This window comes from Methanobacteriaceae archaeon, assembly GCA_029219465.1.
GTDB lineage: Archaea > Methanobacteriota > Methanobacteria > Methanobacteriales > Methanobacteriaceae > Methanocatella.
Genome location: JAQXTL010000009.1, coordinates 1 through 20,444 on the forward strand (window position 1 = coordinate 1; position 20,444 = coordinate 20,444).

Annotated in this window: 25 protein-coding genes; 18 read left to right on the forward strand and 7 right to left on the reverse strand. The window is 33.6% G+C overall.

Annotation, left to right across the window (positions count from 1 at the left end):
* Positions 1-48: 48 nt before the first annotated feature.
* On the reverse strand, positions 49-303 hold the full coding sequence (locus PUD86_06140) for a hypothetical protein (protein ID MDD6776854.1): 255 nt from the start codon (positions 301-303) through the stop codon (positions 49-51).
* Positions 304-316: 13 nt separating this feature from the next.
* A complete protein-coding gene (locus PUD86_06145) occupies positions 317-442 on the reverse strand; it encodes a hypothetical protein (protein MDD6776855.1) in 126 nt (41 codons plus the stop codon).
* Between the two features lie 712 nt (positions 443-1,154).
* Here PUD86_06145 and PUD86_06150 point away from each other — a divergent pair.
* Together PUD86_06150 and PUD86_06155 are read left to right on the forward strand one after the other, a co-directional pair.
* Complete coding sequence (locus PUD86_06150; GenBank protein ID MDD6776856.1) at positions 1,155-2,063, forward strand: hypothetical protein; 909 nt, start codon at positions 1,155-1,157, stop codon at positions 2,061-2,063.
* A gap of 60 nt (positions 2,064-2,123) precedes the next feature.
* Positions 2,124-3,083, forward strand: coding sequence for a hypothetical protein (locus PUD86_06155; protein MDD6776857.1), 960 nt, complete (start codon positions 2,124-2,126; stop codon positions 3,081-3,083).
* A gap of 285 nt (positions 3,084-3,368) precedes the next feature.
* Here the strand turns inward: PUD86_06155 and PUD86_06160 are convergent, their stop codons facing one another.
* Entirely contained in the window at positions 3,369-4,226 is an 858-nt protein-coding gene (locus tag PUD86_06160; protein ID MDD6776858.1) for a hypothetical protein, read from the reverse strand.
* Between the two features lie 4 nt (positions 4,227-4,230).
* Positions 4,231-7,209, reverse strand: a complete 2,979-nt coding sequence (locus tag PUD86_06165; protein MDD6776859.1) for an Ig-like domain-containing protein — start codon at positions 7,207-7,209, stop codon at positions 4,231-4,233.
* 601 nt (positions 7,210-7,810) lie between these two features.
* Between PUD86_06165 and PUD86_06170 the strand changes: the two genes are divergently transcribed.
* The 12 genes from PUD86_06170 (at position 7,811) to PUD86_06225 (ending at position 15,678) form a co-directional block, all read left to right on the forward strand.
* Entirely contained in the window at positions 7,811-9,004 is a 1,194-nt protein-coding gene (locus PUD86_06170) for a hypothetical protein (GenBank protein MDD6776860.1), read from the forward strand.
* A 174-nt stretch (positions 9,005-9,178) separates the two neighbouring features.
* Positions 9,179-9,775 carry a hypothetical protein gene (locus PUD86_06175; protein MDD6776861.1) on the forward strand — a complete coding sequence of 199 codons (597 nt, stop codon included), beginning with the start codon at positions 9,179-9,181 and terminating at the stop codon, positions 9,773-9,775.
* Positions 9,776-10,029: 254 nt separating this feature from the next.
* Positions 10,030-10,185, forward strand: a complete 156-nt coding sequence (locus PUD86_06180; protein ID MDD6776862.1) for a hypothetical protein — start codon at positions 10,030-10,032, stop codon at positions 10,183-10,185.
* The gene (locus PUD86_06185; GenBank protein ID MDD6776863.1) at positions 10,185-10,436 is read left to right on the forward strand and encodes a hypothetical protein; all 252 of its coding nucleotides are present in this window, start codon (positions 10,185-10,187) and stop codon (positions 10,434-10,436) included. The genes PUD86_06180 and PUD86_06185 overlap by 1 nt, the downstream gene beginning before the upstream one ends.
* A gap of 33 nt (positions 10,437-10,469) precedes the next feature.
* Positions 10,470-10,736, forward strand: coding sequence for a hypothetical protein (locus PUD86_06190; protein MDD6776864.1), 267 nt, complete (start codon positions 10,470-10,472; stop codon positions 10,734-10,736).
* A complete protein-coding gene (locus tag PUD86_06195; protein ID MDD6776865.1) occupies positions 10,726-11,322 on the forward strand; it encodes a hypothetical protein in 597 nt (198 codons plus the stop codon). The genes PUD86_06190 and PUD86_06195 overlap by 11 nt, the downstream gene beginning before the upstream one ends.
* A 184-nt stretch (positions 11,323-11,506) precedes the next feature.
* A complete protein-coding gene (locus PUD86_06200; GenBank protein ID MDD6776866.1) occupies positions 11,507-12,184 on the forward strand; it encodes a hypothetical protein in 678 nt (225 codons plus the stop codon).
* A gap of 6 nt (positions 12,185-12,190) precedes the next feature.
* A complete protein-coding gene (locus PUD86_06205; protein MDD6776867.1) occupies positions 12,191-13,027 on the forward strand; it encodes a hypothetical protein in 837 nt (278 codons plus the stop codon).
* Positions 13,028-13,048: 21 nt separating this feature from the next.
* Positions 13,049-13,318 (forward strand): hypothetical protein, encoded by a 270-nt coding sequence (locus PUD86_06210; GenBank protein ID MDD6776868.1) that lies wholly within the window; start codon positions 13,049-13,051, stop codon positions 13,316-13,318.
* Between the two features lie 206 nt (positions 13,319-13,524).
* Entirely contained in the window at positions 13,525-14,364 is an 840-nt protein-coding gene (locus PUD86_06215; protein ID MDD6776869.1) for an Ig-like domain-containing protein, read from the forward strand.
* 4 nt (positions 14,365-14,368) lie between these two features.
* On the forward strand, positions 14,369-15,397 hold the full coding sequence (locus PUD86_06220; protein MDD6776870.1) for a hypothetical protein: 1,029 nt from the start codon (positions 14,369-14,371) through the stop codon (positions 15,395-15,397).
* Between the two features lie 8 nt (positions 15,398-15,405).
* Positions 15,406-15,678: a transcriptional regulator gene (locus tag PUD86_06225; GenBank protein ID MDD6776871.1), complete on the forward strand. Its 273-nt coding sequence runs from the start codon at positions 15,406-15,408 to the stop codon at positions 15,676-15,678.
* A 2-nt stretch (positions 15,679-15,680) separates the two neighbouring features.
* On the opposite strand, the gene PUD86_06230 is transcribed toward PUD86_06225, so the two are convergent.
* On the reverse strand, positions 15,681-15,935 hold the full coding sequence (locus PUD86_06230; GenBank protein ID MDD6776872.1) for a type II toxin-antitoxin system RelE/ParE family toxin: 255 nt from the start codon (positions 15,933-15,935) through the stop codon (positions 15,681-15,683).
* A 1-nt stretch (position 15,936) separates the two neighbouring features.
* A complete protein-coding gene (locus PUD86_06235; GenBank protein MDD6776873.1) occupies positions 15,937-16,158 on the reverse strand; it encodes a hypothetical protein in 222 nt (73 codons plus the stop codon).
* Positions 16,159-16,499: 341 nt separating this feature from the next.
* Here PUD86_06235 and PUD86_06240 point away from each other — a divergent pair, with 341 nt between their 5' ends.
* From PUD86_06240 to PUD86_06255, 4 genes are all read left to right on the forward strand, one after another.
* Positions 16,500-16,979: a hypothetical protein gene (locus tag PUD86_06240; GenBank protein ID MDD6776874.1), complete on the forward strand. Its 480-nt coding sequence runs from the start codon at positions 16,500-16,502 to the stop codon at positions 16,977-16,979.
* Between the two features lie 17 nt (positions 16,980-16,996).
* Entirely contained in the window at positions 16,997-17,935 is a 939-nt protein-coding gene (locus PUD86_06245) for a hypothetical protein (protein ID MDD6776875.1), read from the forward strand.
* 12 nt (positions 17,936-17,947) lie between these two features.
* Positions 17,948-18,874, forward strand: coding sequence for a hypothetical protein (locus PUD86_06250; protein MDD6776876.1), 927 nt, complete (start codon positions 17,948-17,950; stop codon positions 18,872-18,874).
* Positions 18,875-18,965: 91 nt separating this feature from the next.
* Positions 18,966-19,358, forward strand: coding sequence for a hypothetical protein (locus PUD86_06255; protein MDD6776877.1), 393 nt, complete (start codon positions 18,966-18,968; stop codon positions 19,356-19,358).
* A gap of 22 nt (positions 19,359-19,380) precedes the next feature.
* Here the strand turns inward: PUD86_06255 and PUD86_06260 are convergent, their stop codons facing one another.
* A complete protein-coding gene (locus PUD86_06260; protein MDD6776878.1) occupies positions 19,381-20,346 on the reverse strand; it encodes an IS5 family transposase in 966 nt (321 codons plus the stop codon).
* Positions 20,347-20,444 lie beyond the last annotated feature (98 nt).

Genomic DNA, 20,444 nt, shown 5'->3' on the forward strand with positions numbered 1-20,444 from the left:
TTTTTTAATCAATGTGTAATTTCAACTGTAAAATTAGATTACAAACTTTTAAAATGTTTTTAACAAAATTAAAGCAAAAATATAAAAAAATAGAATTATTAAAAAATTTTTGCAAAAATCAAATAGGATTTCTACAAAGCCATCATTTATAGTTAATAAACACAAGTCTCCTTTTTTTATTTCAGTTCTTATTTTTTCTTTTCTAGTAAATTTAAGGAAGGTATAATATTTCCCACCACGCTTTTCACTGAATACTAAATTATTAATTGCCCTACCTTCATTTTCTCGCTCTTTAGAATCCATCAGAGTTTTTTCATTATACATATTTTATTTTTACTACAGTCTTTTCAAGTTCAATTTGTTCTAAAAGTGTATTGATTTCTTCTTTAATGAATTCATCTTCAGGAGTCTTTTCTTCATAATCATAGTAATTATATATCATGGTATCTCTTTTGTGCTGTTTAATTTATAGATAAAATAATGGCTTTATTTTATCATTATTTGATTATTTTAGGTTATTTTTTCCTATGGGATATTTTTATTTCTATTTTATTATTTTTAAGTTATTTGGTATGGTTGTTCTTTAATATCTCTTTAATCTCTAATTACACATATGTTTGTACTAGTATATATACTGTTTGTTTTTACACAAACATTTGCGAATTATTGCTTTCTATTTCTACTACGATAATTTTATTACCTATTTTATATAAAAAATATAATAAATAATATAATAAAAAATTGTAATGGGAATGATTGATATGGGAATTACTGATTACATCAAAACCAGATTATTGAACAACCGTGTGGAACAGTACAACACCAAGCGCAGCTATTGGGGTGAAAGTGAAAGGCAACCTAGAGTTGATGGAATCAATACTGGCCTTGATTTGCCGGATGCCCTTCCGCCAGTCATCAACAAAACAATATCTAATGCACGTTATGCTGTCAAGCTTGACGGTTACACTTCAGGAATATTGAAAAATAGAATTGACAAGGCCAATGTTAATGTGGTGCTTGTTGATAAGGAAAACAAACTCTCCCAAGAGCAGAAACTTACATTAATTCTTTGGGCTCGAAAAATTGACATTCGCCAAATTGCTAAAAACATCCTGCAGGGCGGAATGGTTGACGGTGAAGGTCTAATCAAACCGGTGCAGAGATGGGACAAATCCATCGGAAAATATATCAAACCGATATTTCTTGAAATTGGTGCTCATGGATATGGTTTGAAAAAGGAGTTCAATGATGACAATGATGTGCAGCTGTACTTGCATGAGATGCCTAAAGATATTGTCAACGGATCACCGGAGGAGTTTGACAATTATGTCAGTGTTGAGGAGGGAACATTAACTGTTAAATATGAACCTGATGAAGTGATTAACTTCATGTACAATGAAATCTACTCTGAAGCTCAAAGCATTGTCCTGAATTGTCTTGATGATATCTACCACAAATGCAATCTCGAAAGAAACCAGGTTGAAAGAATCAATAAGGACAACATCATTGAAGTAAAGCCGTCACTTGACGCTAACGGCCAGCCCATAATCATGGAGCTGTCTTCAACAGCAAAAGAAAACCTTTATGCTGATTACGGAACAACTGCAAATTCAAATGTGGCTATTGTACCTCCAGGAATCGAATCAAAAATCTTAGGGGGTAACAACTACCAGTCAGACTATACAAGGCAGACTGAAATATTTAGAAACAACATCCTAAGGACTTTCGTCACTCCTCAGTCACAGGCAGGTAATGAAAGGTCAAACCAGAATGTGGCGGAATACATTAACGATTCGGCAATTACAGGTTTTATCGTCAATGTGGCCAATGACCAGAAATGGGTTTTAAAATACTGCAATCGGCTGTTGAATATGCAATTAGAACTAATGGGAATCAGTGAAACATTGGATATTTATTTCAGCTATTCAAGAGATGATGTTTTAAGATATATTATGGAACTCACTGCTGAAGGCGATGAAATCTATAAAAATTATTTAAGTAACTTTGAAGAAGAACAGCCTGTCGGTGAGAGAATTTTAAGTGACAGCGGTGTTGAAATATAAATATTTATATAAAATAAGTAATAAAATATATAATAAATAATATAATAAAAAGTGATTGAGATGAGACATGAACTATTTGAAGTCGGATCATACGACTACTCCGACTTGGATGAAAGGTTAACCAAACCAGTAAGATGGACAGAAAAAGATCTAAAACAAATAGCTGAAAACTACCGTGGAGGAATACCTTTAACTTCCGAACATGACAATATCTACGTCGGAATCGGAAACAATATCAGCTATGAGGAAGGAAAGCTATTCATCGAAATACCTGACGAACTGGACATGAAAGGAAAAGGCCTTTCCCCTAAAGTTGATGTCTTGCTTAAAGACAAAGGAGATTCATTCGGAATTGATACTATGAGCTTAATAGATGTAGGCGTTACCAAACACCCAAGAAAAATAAGACTGTTGAATTCAGAGATAACTGGAGAAACCGGAGCGACAGGCGAAACTGGTGAAAGTGGAAATCCCGAACCTGCACCACAACCTCAGTCTAGTGAAGATACAAATGTAGCAACAAGCCTGCTTTTGGAAAAACTTCAAGGAAAAGATGCAGAAATCGGAAAACTTCAGGATGAAATCAACAGCTTAAAAAAAGAATCCAAAAAGTATGAAAAGATTAAAAAATCCATAGAAGAAAATAAGGAATTCATTGAAAATAAAGAAGATATCTTAAAAGAATTATCTGAGCTTAGAAAACATGAAAATGAAAGGAAAATAAAAGAGTACGAGGCCAAGTACAACTTCAACTATAATGAAAACGTACAGGATAAGGAAATAATTGATAAATTATTATCTGGGGACGTTGATATGGAGCTGATGGAAAAGCTGGCTGAGAGAAGAATTAAAATAGAAGCTACCAGTGACGGTTCCGCACCTGGTGGAAGAAATCCATCAAACACTGAAGATACTGGTGAGAGCGGAAGCACTGGAGATGAGGATTCACCATCTTTTAGGACTCGTGAAGAATATTATAAGATATTAAAGGATATGGGTTTTAATCGAACAAGGATATAGCTGTGATGGTGTTTTAATTGCTTTTCACCGGAACTAAAATTTTTGATATGTAAGAACTTGTTATTCATAGTTTAACCCTTGAACCGACCGATAAGTCGCCGGTTATTAAATATAACAAAATTTCTCATTCCAAATCCATAGATTCGGAACTTGGAAATAAATATCTTATTGTTCATAAAATGGACACGATTATTTATATCTAGGCATTAGTTTTTCATTAAATTATATGTGGCACTGGTTAATTTCAAAATCATTAATCAGCACCTGTATTCAATTTATTCCTTGTTATTTATTCATTTTTTTTATTTGTTTTGCAAAGAGTATTGCTAAAATAATTGCAGCACCCCACGTAATGGTTTTTCTTATAATTCCTTCAAAAGATAAATCAATATTGAGTCCATTAAGAATATCACCTCCAGTCATAATAAAACATAATATTGTATAACATGATAGTAACAAACAAATATATGCTAAAAAACCTTCTTTTTTTCTAATTTCAAAAAATAAAACTTTATTTAATTGATCTGGAATTAATAATAATATTTGAAATGTGATTGTTATAATAAAAAGTATAATTGCCATGTTAGAATTTGAATAAAATAAATTATTTACATTTATATAACCGTAAATACCTAAGCATAAACTCAATAGCCCATAATATCCAGGATTATATCCTAAAATAATTTCATCATTTTCAATAGAACTATTATCATTAAAAACATCAATCCTAAAAAATAATGCTAAAAAAGGAAGTAGGAATGCAAAACTGATTAATAATGATTTAAAAAAATCATTAAGTATAAAACCAACAGTTAAAATAATCATAACCAAGCCAGGTAGTAATAATGAAAAATTTTTGGAAATAAATTGATATGTTCCACCAAATCTTATTTTCGAATTAAAACCATACTTTTCATCATATTTTTCAAAAAAAATTAAAGGAAGAGCCAATCCTGCAAAAAATACATAAACTCCTAACAACAATACCCATACAATAAAATCATGAGAAACAGTATACACTGATGCAGCACAACAAAAAATAAAAATTGAAGGAATAAGAATAAGTATAATTCTTTCCTTCATAGATAAACTTCCAGGGTTTGTTAAAATAAAATATTTAAAGAATTTAGAATCTTTTTTCATAATATCACGCAAAATCAAGTGCTAAACTAACCATTGAATCTCCAATACCTTTATTTATGTTCCCACCATTTGCATGAATCTTTAACGCAACGCCTAAAATAATAAGGCCGGTAACAATACCTAATGGTGTTAATAATGTCAAGAAAGGTAGAACTCCAATACATGGCAAAATATATGGAATCATCACTGCTGCAGATGCTAATGCTAAATCTCCAGAACTATCCTCAAGAAATTGAATAAGTTCATCAGATATAATAATTTCATTATTATTTACATTACTATATTTTGTTAAGTTATTAATAAGGGTATTTGTTAAAAAATCATGGAAACAATAATTATCTGTAAAATTTGAAATTGCTCCTTTATATAAAAAATTATTAAAAATTGATAAATCATACATTAGGCCATTACTTGAGTTTAATCTAAGTTGATAATTAGAATTTCCATCTATTTGAATAATAGTATAATTTTCAAATGATGAAACCGTAAAATTTTTTAGTTCAAGGATATTAGAAAAAATATAATCAACTGAGGATGTTGAGGTGATGCCTGCACAATTTAGAGAATATGATTCAAATTCAGATAAAAATAATGAAGATATATATCTACATTTATATACATTTTCCCATTCTCCATTTAAATTATATTTCATTGCAGGATCAGGACAATGGATATAAGCAGTACCTCCATATTCGACACCACACATAGAAACTACAGAATTTTCTCTAACTGCTGAAACATTAAATATTCCTGAAACATTTTCCATAAATTCATCATACATTTTGATAGTGTTTAGTGCAGTTAAAAAAGTACCATAGGAGGCTTTCATGAATCCAACAGGAAAACTACTATTTAATCCAATATAATAATCTAAATCGTTGTTAGTTATCTGTTTATCAGTAATTGCATATGTTTGAATTACTTCAAATGAATTTTCAGGATTATAATGTTTACCAAAGCTAATCCATTCATCTTTTATGATGGAGGTTCCATTTATTTTAAATTGTGTGCGAATTTTTTCGTTACTTGGAAAATTACTAATTTTTAGCATATTGTTAGAATATTCAACTGATTCCCCAGTTTCGGCAAAACGTAAATATTGATAATTAGTAAATTTGTCATATCGACATACTAGTACATCCTGATGGGCTGGAAGATTATTATTAATAAATGCGAATCTCACAGGTTCGTCATTCCAACTTGTTGGATTTGTAAAACCTATGCTTAATGTTGCAACTCCATTAATTACAAATAATAATTCTTCATAATCAGGATAAGAAATACCATTATATTCTTTTTGTCGGTAAACTGCACTTATCTGGTTAATATCATTATGAACAAAACCATAATATGTAAAATTTGCATAATCTGAATTACTTGTAATGTGTAAATTAGACAAATCGTTAATACAATAATCTAAATTTGCTGATTTAATATCATTTGTATTAAATATGTGATAATTATTTTTTGTTAAAATTATATAATCTCGTGTAACAGGCATTTTCACTTTACCTCCAGCACCACCTTGTGCAATATATTCTGGCTTAAGGTAACCTGGAACTAAACGCCAAGCATTTGTTAAATTCACATAGTTGGGAATAATTATACTATATTCAAATTTAGTTAATTTGGAATATATTTTTAAATTAACAGTTTTATTAACTTTTTCATAATGATTATTTGAAAATAAAACAGTAACAACATAATCTCCAGGAGTTAAATCTACATTATAAGCAACTCTTCCATTAGAATCTGTCATAAATTTATAATCATTATTATTAATAGAAAAAGTTATATTTTGACCAATTAATGGGCAATTATTACATTTAAGATAAGCGTACAGGTAATTTGTTTTATTATATTCACATGTTAAGTTGTTAATACTTAAATCAACTGGCTTTGGTTTAATAGTAATAGTGACTGGTTTGCTACAGGAATCATAACCTAATTTTGAAAATGAAACGGTTGCTAGATATGTGCCAGGTTCAGCTTTAATGGGGAAAAATACAAAACCATTGGAATTAGTTTTAGATATATTTGTTTCTCCATTAATATTAAAAGTTATGTCCTGATTAGATAATACTTCATTAATTGATCTTAAATTAACGGATAATTTGTTATTATCTCCATAATAGCAAGTTAAATCATTCACAGATAAAATTATAGGAATACTGTTGACATTTACCGATACACTCTTTTTACTTGTTACATAATTATTATTTGTAAATGTAATAGTTGTTGTGTATTTTTTGGGTTCTGCACTAATTGTTAATGTTGCAACTCCTTTAGAATCCGTTTTCTGATTATAGTTTTTACCATTAAAATTAAAAACAACAGTTTTATTTACAAGGGCGTTCCCATTTTTATCTTTTAGTGTCGCTTTTAACTTATTGTTGCCATCACCATATGTGAATGCAAGATTATTTGCGGTTAATGTTGTTGGCATTTTTTTTACTGTAACTTTTGCTGTTTTGCTGCTTGTTTGATATCCGCTTGCTTTGAATGTGAATTTCACGGAGTATGTTCCTGGTCCTTTTTGAACATTCCAACTGACGCAACCTTTGGAATCGGTTGTACGTGAGTAAGTTTTACCAGAATAATTTACTGTAATCTTTTTCCCAGTTAATGCTTTGCCATTTGAGTTTTTTAAATAAGCTTTAAGTGTTGTTCCGTCTTGGTAATACTTGGTCACATCTTTTGCAGTAATAATTGTTTTAACTGTAGAACTAGCTTTTTTTACAACATTACTGGGTTTCGCATTATTGTCTTGAATTTTAACATCGGATGAATTTTCAATTTTTTCATCAACATTATTATCATCTGATGAACCCTCTATACTATCAGAATAGATATCATCTGATTGATAATCAACGCTTAACGTATCATTTTCGACTGCATTGTCTGAAACTGCATAGGTGCAGTTTAAACAAATTATAAAACAAAAAAATATTAATATACATAAAAATTTATTTAAATTCTTCAAATTTACACTCCTTTATAATTGAATAGTAATAAAGTTTAATTTATTTATTTCAAGACATATATTTTTTTACGGATGGGATAATAATGGGGGAGTGTTAATTTTTTTGAAATAAGTCTGTATGGAAATTGATGCATTGGTGACAGTCAATTAATAATATTGATTGCAGGAGTTCTAAATCTAATATCTGCTCTGATAGAACTACTAACTGCAATCTTAAAAAATAGAGGGGAGTAAAAAAATTACTCCTCCACCTATCTTAAATTTTATATTTTTTTTATTTAAATTTTTACACACATCAAAAAAGGAGATAAAAACATGTTTGCAATATTCTCCTATAATCATTAAATGTTTTTGTAATATTACTAATAAAATATTGTAAAAAAATAGTTTCATGTTAATCTTGTAGAAATTATTGTTAGAAAAACTGGATTTGCTTCTAATGCTCCGTATTTGCTCCTTTTCAAAAAACTAGTTTCCGTTAATAAATGGTTGGTGTTAATATTATTTTAATTTGAAGGGGTGTTGAAATCGTTAATGCGAATATGTAATATTACATTTTTTATTATATTATTTATATAAATTAAATAATATAAATTAAATCATGACATTGCAAGATGAATTACAAATAAACATCGTGATGAGTAATTACAATCAAAGGAGTGGTAGCTATTCGGGAAACTATGATTACATCTATTTAGATAATCTGGCAAGTAGTTCTTATTCTAATCTTTTCAGAATTGACTTAAAAAACCTGAAAATCAAAACCCTAGACAAAACAGAATGTCATGCATTATACATTCCAGCATATGGTTCACAACCTGCAGCAATACTTGTGAGAATTCCAACAGGTAAGATCTCCCAAACTACAAAACTATTGCTGGATGTTTATGACAGATCAACTACATTCTCAAGCACTTTAACAACTGGTAATGATGTATTAATGTTTGATGCAAATTCTGATACATACTCACAATATTTCATGAATTACTCAGGTTTAAGTATCAACAATGACTCAACAGATAATGGCAGATTTTTAAGAGCCAGATTTGTTCCAAGCCTTGATGGTAGCTCTCCAACATCATTATTCACAACAGTTGCTTCAAGCCAATCATTATCAAACAATCGTGTTGTTATAGCAAGATTTAAAAGAATTTCCGGTTGTGTTGATGTTAATGATAATGCAACATATCATGGTTCAACAACGGGAAGTGTCATGATGCAAGTGGATGGAAGTCTCACAACCTATGGCATTGACACCAAATCAACCTCACTAAACTGGGCAGGCAGTGACAAAAGCTATCTGATGTTTAACGGAGCTAAAACTTTAGTTCAGGTTTCATCATGGGACGCTTACAATCAGGGAAGTGACACAAACGGAAGCTATAAACAATATCATATTCACGGAAGAGTAGGAACTGGTTTTTCATCAAACAGTGATTATCTTGAGGGGTTCAGCAGGAACAATCCAACCAAAATTTATGACAGTAATTTCGCTGAAGTTGAAATAGCTCCGACATTCTTTGCAACAACAGAATTTGAAGAATACAACTATGTTGATTTGAAGTGGATGTTAATCTTCCCGTCACCATTGTTCGCAGCTAATGGAATTCCGGAAGTAACAGTAACGGAGAAAGATACCAAAACTGGAATTAGATTATATAAAGGTGAACATGAATATCCAAAAGCTTATAAAGGCAGTAAGCTATTGTGGGATGCTGATGATGAGTCAATGGACAATACTGGACTATACATTCCAGATAAAATTATAAACAAAGATTGGGATTGGGTGTTTTAAATGATTGATGAGTACAGAGAAACAATTGGGCATAATCGTGGATATCCAACAGGATTAAGCCATGAAGAAAAGATGGATGTAATAGCTTGTCTTTTAGATGAGGGCGAGAGGTTCTATGTTAATGAGGAGCATACTGCATGGATATCTGAAAACCAATGCAGAGTTGGGGAAATGGTGACATTGGATGAATCCTCAACAATGGAACATACAATTGTTAGGAAAGCAAAGGAAGGTGACTTGGCTTTTGGATATCTGTTAGGTAAAGTTCAAGTTCGTTCTTCAGGACATACGCTAGTTACTGTTGCTGTGCTTGGTGATGTTTTCAGATTAAAACTCAAAAGACCAGCTCCTGCAGATATATTGCCGAACACAAGAATCTACATTGATAAAGACGGAGAATGCAATCCAGTCGAAGGCCATGATTTAAGACTGCTTTCCATTGTCAACCTGGCCGAAAACGAACATACGGAATACATCAGAGTATACAGGCAAATGTCTGAAATCGAAATGTATCCGGAATCTCAGAACTGTATTGATCTTGCTGACTGTTCCTTTGAACAGGATGAAATAACTCACGTGGTAAACATGATTGTACCAACTGAATCCAACATTATGGCTCAGGCCAATTATGTCAAGGATGCTGATGGAGTTACTTATTGTGAGCTTCCGGATGTAGCTATTGTCAATAACGTCAGGTTCGTATGGGAGGACAACAAGCTGTACATGGAATGGGATGGTTGTGATGATGGGGAGAATGTATACTTTATATAAAATAAATAATAAATTATATAATAAAATATATAATATAAGATATAATATTATAATGAGGTTTAAATCATGACTATAAGGAAACTTGTCGGAACATTGGAAAACAAATGACCATACATTGACCAGGTAACAGGCCATTGGTTCTATTGGAACGGTACCAAATACGTTGACAGTGGTTATCCTTATGCTGTTAAACCAGTTATCCAATTTAAAATCGAAGATGGAATACTATACTATTCAATTACTTGGGAGGCACAATGAAATACATCAAATACTTTGAAACGATTGAAGAGTACGAAGAATGGATGAATGAAGCTGATAATGCTGAAAAGGCATATGAAAGTGAAGAAAAGATTTGTGTTGACGGAGTAATCCTCAGCCATACCAACAAAGCATTTGAAGGTGATAAATGATGATTTATGAATGGATAGAAAGAAACAGAAAGGACATTGACATATTAACTTCATTTCTGGTCACTGTCATTCCGATTGTAATGTTATATTCTGAAGCTTTAGGAATTACTGAAAATACCATACCATACTGCATTTGCATGATTGTGTTAGGAGTAGCTAGTCATTATGCAAGCCGTGTAAGAGGCGAAGGTGATGTTGAGCACGCAAAAAAACAAGCTAAAAGAGTATTGGGATACCCTGAAGAAAAATAAACTCCTATGGAGAATAATATTAAGCTGATAATTATGAAAAATTTAAAAAAGAAAATTGTTATCTGCAACTTTACCAAAACAATTTCAAGTGCTGTTTTAACCGCAATCGCCAGCAACATCATAATGGATAATGCAACAAAGTATGCTTTAATGGAAGGACTTTTACCATTTGCTTTAGCCATTACCATTGTAGCATTAATCGACTTATATCAGTATAGATGTGAGAAATCAGATAAGGTAACAATTGATGATTTGGAAGAAAGACTCAGGAAACTGGAGGACAATACCAATGAAAGGTAAAATCCTCATTGCAGTTCCAACATTCGAAAATATTAAACCTGAATGCTTTAAAGCTATATTCAATTTAACAAATCCTGCAGGTTACAATCTGTATTTCGATTATGTTAAGGGCTATGACTGTGCACGTGCAAGAAACGAAATAGCAAAGCTATCACTTAACTATAACTTTGACTACGTGCTGATGATAGACTCAGACGTTAAAGTTCCAAAAGATACATTAATTAAGCTATTGGAATGTGAGGCAGATATTGCTCTTGGATGGTACTACAAGAAAAGAACCGTTAATGATCAGACGGTTATTTTCAATTTCGGAAAAGATTACACAGATGAAAACATGATCTATGGAAAAACATTACTGGAAGCTATTGATCCATTTGACATTAAAGGCGGAGGACTGGGAATAGCTCTCGTTAATGTTAATGTCTTCAGGAAGATGGAATATCCGTATTTCAGATATGTAATCTACGATGATGATACCGTACTTTCTGAAGATTTATATTTCTGCACAGAGGCCAGAAAAAATGGAATAAATATCAAATGCAATCCGAACGTTAAAGCAAACCACATATATGAGGTGAGTATTTAATGACAGACCAAATCGTTTTACTGGAAGCAAGTAAAGAAGTCACAACTTTTTTACTGGATGATGGAATGTATCATCAAAGGAAGTAATTACCACAACAGGCCAGAACATCGGCTATGAATACACCAATAAACTTTATCCTGAAGATACAGTAACCATTTCAGACAAATCCGAAATCGGAAAAGAAATGGTTAAAAAATATGTTGCAGGCTCAGATGAAACACCAATAGGAATAATCGTTAACGACTCAGTGGTAATGACAAACGGACAACGCAAAGCCAGTGTGTTAGTGTTAGGTCAGCTATACAGACTCAAGCTGGCAAGCGGAGTTACTGACATTTCGCCGGCAGATAAAATCAAACTGGGTGAGAACGGAGCCGTTAAAGACTCCTCAGGTGAATTTCTTGCACTTCATCCTGTGGAAGATTCTGATGAATACAATTACGTTAACTGCTTTAAATTAGCAGGTGCAGGAGGTTCCGGTCAAAAAGGTGATACTGGAGATACTGGACCTGCAGGACCTAAAGGCGATACTGGAGATACAGGTGCAGACGGTGAAAGCATCGAGGTTTATAAGGATTCTGTACATAGGCAAATAACTTTCACAGGAAGTGAATCAACTGCCGTAATTGGCTTTGACGAAATATCTGGACCAAAAGGAGATACTGGAGCTAGTGGTGTTAAAGGCGATACTGGTGATACTGGCCCTGCCGGACCAGTTAATCTTGCAAGTTCTTTAGACACAACAGACACAACCAATGCAATCAAGAACGCACCGGTAGCTACAGCTATTGAGAATATCCAAACTGCCATAGGAACAATAACATCCACACAAACAGCTAACTTGAATTTATTGGGGAGCTAGATTAAAATGACTTTTACACCGCCAGACCTTTCAGAAGTTCTAACAAAAGAACAGACAATGAATTCAAGACTGACAACCTGCCAAAGCAATTTAAGAAGTATATTGACAAAAGAGGAAATCGGTTACACTCAGGGAGATGGAGTTATTCCATTAATCCGAAAGCTGCCGATTCCACAATTGGCAAGCCTCGGCGTTAATACGTATAATAAATTTTCAACAGGTGCAAATCTTCCTGCTGTCATTACTGCCAAAGACACTGACGGAAATGAAATGGCAAACGTTAATGTTAATGTATATAGAATAGATGAAGGCTCCTATGGTGATGTGGCAGTAACATCTTTAGGAACAGTAACAACCGGTAATGATGGTACTGCTACTGTCAGTGTTCCTATGCCGAATGATAAGGGATATTTCACAGTTCAGGCAAGAGCCGGAAACATTATTGGTAAAGATATTGGAGCATATTGCACTACCGCACTAAATGCCGATGACACATCATATTCAACATTTTCAATATTCTATGATACAAGTGCAGGAGGGGATGTGGAAGTAATGGAAGCTGAAAATTGGGGAGAGGGATTTGTTGATGTCGTAACTTCTTCTCATGCAGGATACAGTGGAAATTACTTTGGAATCAAATTCACAGATTTAGGCAGCTTCGATAAAACAACAGTTAAAGACCACAGGTTCATTGCAATATTGTCAGACCGTGGCAATGGAACAAAAACAGATTTCATGGCTTTCGGATTAGCTTTCAATATTGATTCATGGGCTAATTTAGGAATCTGTGCAGGTGCCAAATACTGGTATGGTGACGGAACAGGAAGTGCAGGATACAGATAGGAATATGTCAATATATCATATATGTCTTCACAGGACGACGGATCACCAGAAAGTGCAGGCAAAAAATTCTATGATACCAATATCGAAAGCGGGTACGCTTATGCAACTGTGGCTGATGAATATGCTGACGACCCGACAGTTCAATATCCAAACAGTTATACCAGACACGGTGCATGGTCTTTTAATCCGGATAATCTGCCTTCAGGCACAGCTTATCCTGCAATCATATTCAACAAATCAGCCAGCAGCTGTTATAGAAGTTTAAGATTCTACGGTATAGGAGTGATATAATGAGCATAGCAAGCAATGTAATAGATGAAAACTCAAAACTGGGATTGGCCAGAACATTAATGAGAGAGAAACTTGCAGCCAACGGAATTTACTATAACAATCAGGACAGTATATTCCAGCTTGTTAGAAGATGGAACCTGAAATATGCTGATGTCAGTTTCAACACTCCATACTCCAGTGAGATTTATGCAGGAGCAGAAATTACTGTGGGAGCAACAGTAACCGACTCATCAACTGACGATCCAATTTCAGGAATGCCAGTAACTGTAATTTCAGGAGGTCAAACCTATAATATCCTAACAGATAGTAACGGTGAAGCCTCAGTAACATTGACAGTTGGCGAAGCGGGTTCAACATTTTCAGGAACAGTTTATGCCGGAAGAGACAGTGACGATTGGAGTTTTGATGTACCTGCCTTTCCAGAATTTTCAGATTACGTAGATTATGGAGATACAGGATTATATGATATAGTTAAATATCCATCAGACATTACACATTCATTTGAAATTGTGGAAGTAAGCTATACTGGAAATTATGACTTATCAAAACAGACAACAGCCGCAAGCGTCGTAATGGCAATACCAAAAGTATATTCAAACGGTATTGGAGGGACAAACGGAATTCATATTGAGCTGGCCTTGCGCCAGAAAAAGGACAGCAACCAGGGATGGGGAGATGCAATAGCTTTAGTCAATTCCAAATCATTAAACCATTACAGAGATACTAAAATCCTGGAACTGGGTGCCTATCCCGCTAAGAAAGGACTTAAATATTCCACATCCGACCATGTAGTAAGAGATGTTAATGTTTCATCCGGACAGCTGACATTGGATTCTCAACTGTATTATTTTGATTTGTATTATGATAACGGATATGTTAAAGCTACAATAAGACATCAAGCTACAAATGATTTCACATATGAAGCTGACATTTCTGATAAGATAACATTTGATACATTCTATCCTGCAGTAATGATTTACGATGCTGGAGGACACATTCAATGGGAAAGCATGGACGTGGAGCCATGGACACATGAGGAGGAATAAAAATATGGTAGAAACAGAATGGATAGCAATTGGAAGAGTAACAGGAGATACAGGATCCAAAGGTGATACAGGAGTTGGAACAACAATAAAAGGAAGCTATGATTCATTAGAAGAACTGATAGCTGAACATCCAACCGGTAATGATACAGATGCATATTTAGTGGATGGTAACTTTTATTTCTGGAACGGCAGTCAATGGGAAAACGCAGGAAGCATAAAAGGTGAAACGGGACCTGCAGGGCCCAAAGGGGATACAGGTGATAAAGGTGATAAGGGAGATACTGGTGCGACAGGTAGTAAAGGAGACAAAGGCGATACTGGAGCAACTGGTGAAAAAGGACAACAAGGACCTAAAGGAGATACTGGAGATACAGGAGCTACTGGCGATACTGGACCGGCCGGGGCAAAGGGGGACACTGGAGCTACTGGTACTGCTACTACTATTAAAGGTTCGTATACTACTTACCTGGAACTAATAGCTGCACATCCAACCGGTAATGATGGAGACAGCTATTTAGTAAACGGTTCCCTTTATGTTTGGCTTGATAATACTTGGGATAATGTAGGAAATATAAAAGGAGAAAAAGGAGACACAGGAGCAACTGGAGATAAAGGAGATACTGGTGATACCGGTGCTAAAGGAGACGCTGGTGAAACAGGACCTAAAGGTGATACGGGTGTTGGTAGTGATGAAGAAGCTGGATGGAAACTGCCAGTTGATGAAATAAGAACTACAAACACATTACCTACAGGTGTTAGTGCAGGTTATCGTGTAGCTATTGTCACTAGCTCAGTCATGGCCATTAAAGAGTATAACGGAAGTTCATGGGATACAGAATCTCTTGATTCATATTCAGTAATACCATTAAAACATTTTGGAGGAATACAAATGTATTTGGCAAAATCAACAGGACCAGTATACATGGGTGTTGAATATGGTGTATTTGGTAAATTCCGCTTTATGACTCAGTCAGCATATGATGCATTAAGTAGCTATGATGAGGATACAATTTATTTTGTAAGAAGTTCATAAGTGATAGTATGGAATTGTCAGATGAAATATTAACTGAGATTAGCTATGTTCAAATGTCAAAATACCGAATTAAAATAATGAAAACTTTGGAGGGTGATGTTAAAATACCCACAGTAATTGCTAAAGACTCTGGGATTAAGACAAATCATATTTCAAAAGTTCTTGCGGAGTTAAAAGCACATGAGCTAGTTGAATGTATTAATCCAGAAGTTAGAAAAGGCAGGTTGTATAGATTGACTGATAAAGGTGATGAAATAGTTAGGGGATTAAAAGAAGAATAAATTTATTGGTATGCTTTGGATCTATCTTCAATACGTCCAATGTATACACAGTTATCAACTACTTTAAAACAAATCCTATAATTTCCTTTTCGCGCCCGTTTATATTTAGGATAGCGTTTTACTTTTTTATAACGAATGTCTTCAGGGTTTTTTACAATTTCTCCTAATTGTTCACGGATTATTTTATAGGCAATTGGATTTTTCTTTTTATAATTTTTCAATTGTTTTAAAGCAGAGTGCTTAAATTCAAGTTCCATATTAATCATCTAGGTAAGCGTCAAGTTCATCTAATGAAGAAAAGTGAACTCCTTCTCCTTTTTCAAATTCTTTATCTGCTTCAATTAAATCTTTGATTTCCTGATACTCTTCATAATCATCTAAAACTTTGGAAATGATGTCATTAAATGAATCATTTTTATGGCCGATGTCTGCTAATCTTTCATGATTTAATAAACTGACTCTGATAGATTTTGTTTCCATTTTATATCACCAATTGTATGTTTGTTCTTGGATGTATATAAAGTTAACACAGTATACAATGTATACATTATCAACAAGGATTTAAATTACACTCTATAATTATATCAAAAACAAAGAATTTCACTTCATATTTGTTTTTAAAATATACATAGGTCATATCTGTTTCAATAACATTTTAATATAACTCTATTGTATTATTCCTATTCTATCAGTTATTTTTGATTTTTAATCATTAATGCAATCCTCACTAAATTTTAAAAAAAATAGCTATAATATAGTGATATTTATATATTATAAGTAATAAATTACATAATAAAGAATTTAAGTGGAGGACATATTTAATGGCAGATTCAATTATTTTACTTGAAGAGAGAAAAGAAGTTACAACTTTCTTATTGGATGAAGGTACCATCACTGCAACTACTGTAACAACTCCAACCGGAGAAACTCCAGGATATGAATATGCTGGAGACAAAGTTAAAGTTGATGATGCGGTAACATTATCAGCTAACTTAGATATTGGAAAACCAACTGTTAAAAAATATACTGCTGCTGAAGGTGAAATCATTTTAGGCATTGCAGTTAACGATCCGGTTACCATGACTGGCGGCAGAAGAAAAACCGCAATATTGGTATTAGGTCATTTATTCAGATTGAAATTAGCCTCAGGTTTGTCAAACATTGCCGTTAATGATAGGATAGCTTTAAGCAGTACTGGAGCCATCAAATCTCAAGACGGTGAGTTCATTGCAATGCATCCTGTGGAAAGTTCAGACGATTACAATTACATTGAAGTATTCAGACCATACGATATAACCTAAATGGAGGATAATTAATAATGATTACAAAGGGAAATGATACCAAAGTACAAAATGAGGTAATAGCTCAAACTATTACTGATGAATCAGCTAAAAGATTAAGATTAGCAAGGCTATTTCTAAAACAGGAAATCAAGGAAAATTCTGATTACTATACTTACTTCAGACAGAACATCAATCTTGATGAAGCTATTAAACGTGGCCTTTTGGGTGAGGCAAAAGACCTTGTGCCTGGTGCATCACTTCAGGAATTAAACATAAGAAAACCTGTAACTGACACAATCAGCATTGATACGGTAGGTGGTGTCTTAAACGTCAACAAGGATGTTTTTGACAGTGACAGAATATCCTTTGAGGACTTGCTTGCAGATGTAGCAACACTCATCGCCAACAAGATTGAATACAACATCTACGACACCATCGTCAGCTCACCTAAGGTTCCGAAATACAATACAACTCAAACCGAAGACACCATGGAGGCATTTGGCCAGTTCGTCATCAAGGCACAGGAAGCATTCAAGGGAAAATCCGGTGCAGGTGCTGATTTGACAATAATGGTCGAGTCATACAGGACATTAAGCTACATCAAACAGTTGGCTTATGTATCAAACAAGTCAGTGCAGCCTATAGAAGAGATACAGGCTTACTATGGTGTTGACAACATTGACTTTTTGGGAACAACCCATGCAGATGGCGGATCAATGCTCGGCGAAAAGGACTACATTGCATTTGACATCAGAAACGCTCCATTGACAGTACTTTATTCCAAATCTTCAGGAACCACTGTTGCGCCGATTACCTCTGATCCTGAAATTGCTGACTTCTATCCAATCATTGAAATCATGAGAAAGGACATCTATGATGAGCTTCCGCAATACACAAAGCTCTTCATACAAAGTAAAGTTGGAGTATTGTTAAATAAACCGCATCTTGCACTGACAGGTACATGCAGACCATAGGAGGAATAATTAATGCTTACAAAAGGAAATAATGCTAAAGTTCAAGACGAAGTAATGGCACAGATTGTAGCCGATACTTCAGCCAAATGGATGAAATTCACAAGACTTATTCCAAAGCAGGAAATCGAGGAAAACTCTCAATACTACACTTACATGTCCCAAAGAGTCAACATCGATGAAATAATCGACAAGGGACAATTGGGTGAAGCTAAAGACATTGCACCTGGTGCAACTTTGCAGGAGCTGAACGTGAGAAAGCCTGTCAGCGACACAGTATCCATTGACACTATCGGTGGTGTTTTGAATGTTTCCGCTCAGATGCTTGACTCCAATCTAATCAGCGTTCACGACATGCTGCAGGATGTTGGCATTCTCATAGGCAGAAGTATAGAACAAGCTGCTATTAACATGATTTTAAACAATGATAAAGTGCCGACTTATAATTATACTGCCGGTGATGACAGTGGAGTTACAATCCTTAAGGCTCAGGAAAAGTTCAAGGAATCAGCCGGAAGCTACTGCAACTTAAACAGCATGGCTGTCAACTACAAGTCATTGACTACATTAAAATCAGACATGTTTGCCAACAACAAGAAAGTTGAACCAATTGAGGTCATCAAATCATATTATGGTGTTGATAATATTGATTTACTGGGAACTGCCGTCTGTGATGGAGGATCTGAAATCGATGATAAGCTCTATATTGGAATGGACTACCAGAATCCCGGCATGAAACTTCTGTACTCAAGAATTTCAGGAACAACCGTTGCACCCCTTGGACCTGACGGAGATGTATATGATTTCTATCCATTGATTGAATTCATGCGTAAGGACATCCGTGATGAACTACCGATGTATACAAAGCTTTTTATACTCACCTCAGTCGGTGTTTTGATGAATGCACCTAACCGTATAATTAAAGGTAAATTCAGAGCATAATTTAACTCTAAATCTTTGATAAGTGGGGAGGATTCCCCGCTTCAACTATTTATTTATTAAGTAGCTATATTATATAATAGGAGCTATAAACATGAAATTATTTTTAGATAGTGAAAATTCGTGTGCGACTACAATAACAGTCAAAGGTAAAGAAATAACTTTATTGTTAATTGAATCAAGTATATTAATTGATAGTTCTCAAATAGCCAAGATTTTTGACAAGAAAGAAAAGACTGTAGCTACTAAAGTCCAGAAATCCGGATTGGAGAAATATGAAACTGAAAATGTGAAAATATTAAAAAGTTATGGGTTGATGAATCCAGATGCAGTCAAACCAAGACCATTCTATGATTTAAGACAAATGTTGGAAAAACCAGCCCATTATTATTTCAAAAAGGAAAATGAGTTGGATTTGATTGATGTTATTGTCAGGGTAGCTATTGGAAAGCATCGTGAGTGGGTTCATAACAGAGGCATTGATTAAGTTTAAGGCTTTGTAGAAATCCTTATTTTTCTTGAATTTGTGTTGTTCTGTAAATGTTGTAAATTGTGTTTTTGAGTTTTGTTTCTTTATTGGATAGTTGTAGACTTCTGCTTCTATTGGTTCCATTGAATATTCTTTTGATTACACTAAATATTGATTCTACATTATTTCTTCGGGAATATATTTCTTTTTGGAATGTATTTTTACTTTTTAACCTGTAATGTCCGTTTTTTGCTCTGGATTTTAATGGTATTTGATCTTCTGCTTTTGCTTCTTCATTTATGCATTTTCTGATGAGTTCAGTATCATATGCTCTATCTGCTAGTATGTATTTTGGGTTATATTTCTTTATGTTTCTTATTGCTGCGATTGCGAATCGTGTGTCGAATCTTGGGCCTCTTTGGGCTGCGAAATGAAGTATTAATCTACTTTCTACATCAATTGAAATATGGTTTTTTACGTAGCTTTTTCGTTCTTTTCGTCTTATTATTGCGTAATATTTGTCTGCATAGTCGTTAGTAAATCCACTTCCATCTAAAGCAATTATTTCACCATCAATTTGATTATTCAGTAATATTTGTTTGTTTAATTCTTGTAATATTGATGTTGGCAGTCTTTGGAAGAATTTCTGGAGTGTTGTATAATGTGGAACCTTTTTTAAGTGCAAATATTTCTGTATTTTATCAGATAATTCTAATAAATCAGTTATCTGCCTATAAGTGCTTCGCGTGTAGATTTTTACTGCTAAAAGTGTGAATAATGCAGGTTGTGTGAAGTCATGCTTTGAAAAATAGCTTGAATATTTATTTAACACAATTTTTGAGTATTTAAATGTAAATTTAATGAATTTTAACAGTTTATTTGGCTTTATGTCTTTGTTTATTTCTTTAATTTTTTTGAGTGCTGGTTTTTCGAAACCAAAATCCGAAAGATTTAATTGCTTTGAAAACAAAATACAATTTGGAGAATGAGTATTTTCAGTGTTCATATTAATATTTATTCTCCATTTTACTATATATAGTTATATGAAGCTTATTTTTTTAATCAATGTGTAATTTCAACTGTAAAATTAGATTACAAACTTTT

Bases quoted from the DNA above. Each gene is read 5' to 3' on its own strand.
- PUD86_06255 (MDD6776877.1), top strand. From the start codon at position 18,966: ATGAAATTATTTTTAGATAGTGAAAATTCGTGTGCGACTACAATAACA.
- PUD86_06260 (MDD6776878.1), bottom strand. From the start codon at position 20,346: ATGAACACTGAAAATACTCATTCTCCAAATTGTATTTTGTTTTCAAAG.
- PUD86_06240 (MDD6776874.1), top strand. From the start codon at position 16,500: ATGGCAGATTCAATTATTTTACTTGAAGAGAGAAAAGAAGTTACAACT.
- PUD86_06235 (MDD6776873.1), bottom strand. From the start codon at position 16,158: ATGGAAACAAAATCTATCAGAGTCAGTTTATTAAATCATGAAAGATTA.
- PUD86_06180 (MDD6776862.1), top strand. From the start codon at position 10,030: ATGAAATACATCAAATACTTTGAAACGATTGAAGAGTACGAAGAATGG.
- PUD86_06195 (MDD6776865.1), top strand. From the start codon at position 10,726: ATGAAAGGTAAAATCCTCATTGCAGTTCCAACATTCGAAAATATTAAA.
- PUD86_06250 (MDD6776876.1), top strand. From the start codon at position 17,948: ATGCTTACAAAAGGAAATAATGCTAAAGTTCAAGACGAAGTAATGGCA.
- PUD86_06200 (MDD6776866.1), top strand. From the start codon at position 11,507: ATGGTTAAAAAATATGTTGCAGGCTCAGATGAAACACCAATAGGAATA.
- PUD86_06185 (MDD6776863.1), top strand. From the start codon at position 10,185: ATGATTTATGAATGGATAGAAAGAAACAGAAAGGACATTGACATATTA.
- PUD86_06155 (MDD6776857.1), top strand. From the start codon at position 2,124: ATGAGACATGAACTATTTGAAGTCGGATCATACGACTACTCCGACTTG.
- PUD86_06190 (MDD6776864.1), top strand. From the start codon at position 10,470: ATGAAAAATTTAAAAAAGAAAATTGTTATCTGCAACTTTACCAAAACA.
- PUD86_06210 (MDD6776868.1), top strand. From the start codon at position 13,049: ATGTCTTCACAGGACGACGGATCACCAGAAAGTGCAGGCAAAAAATTC.
- PUD86_06245 (MDD6776875.1), top strand. From the start codon at position 16,997: ATGATTACAAAGGGAAATGATACCAAAGTACAAAATGAGGTAATAGCT.
- PUD86_06220 (MDD6776870.1), top strand. From the start codon at position 14,369: ATGGTAGAAACAGAATGGATAGCAATTGGAAGAGTAACAGGAGATACA.
- PUD86_06230 (MDD6776872.1), bottom strand. From the start codon at position 15,935: ATGGAACTTGAATTTAAGCACTCTGCTTTAAAACAATTGAAAAATTAT.
- PUD86_06140 (MDD6776854.1), bottom strand. From the start codon at position 303: ATGGATTCTAAAGAGCGAGAAAATGAAGGTAGGGCAATTAATAATTTA.
- PUD86_06225 (MDD6776871.1), top strand. From the start codon at position 15,406: ATGGAATTGTCAGATGAAATATTAACTGAGATTAGCTATGTTCAAATG.
- PUD86_06160 (MDD6776858.1), bottom strand. From the start codon at position 4,226: ATGAAAAAAGATTCTAAATTCTTTAAATATTTTATTTTAACAAACCCT.
- PUD86_06170 (MDD6776860.1), top strand. From the start codon at position 7,811: ATGACATTGCAAGATGAATTACAAATAAACATCGTGATGAGTAATTAC.
- PUD86_06205 (MDD6776867.1), top strand. From the start codon at position 12,191: ATGACTTTTACACCGCCAGACCTTTCAGAAGTTCTAACAAAAGAACAG.
- PUD86_06145 (MDD6776855.1), bottom strand. From the start codon at position 442: ATGATATATAATTACTATGATTATGAAGAAAAGACTCCTGAAGATGAA.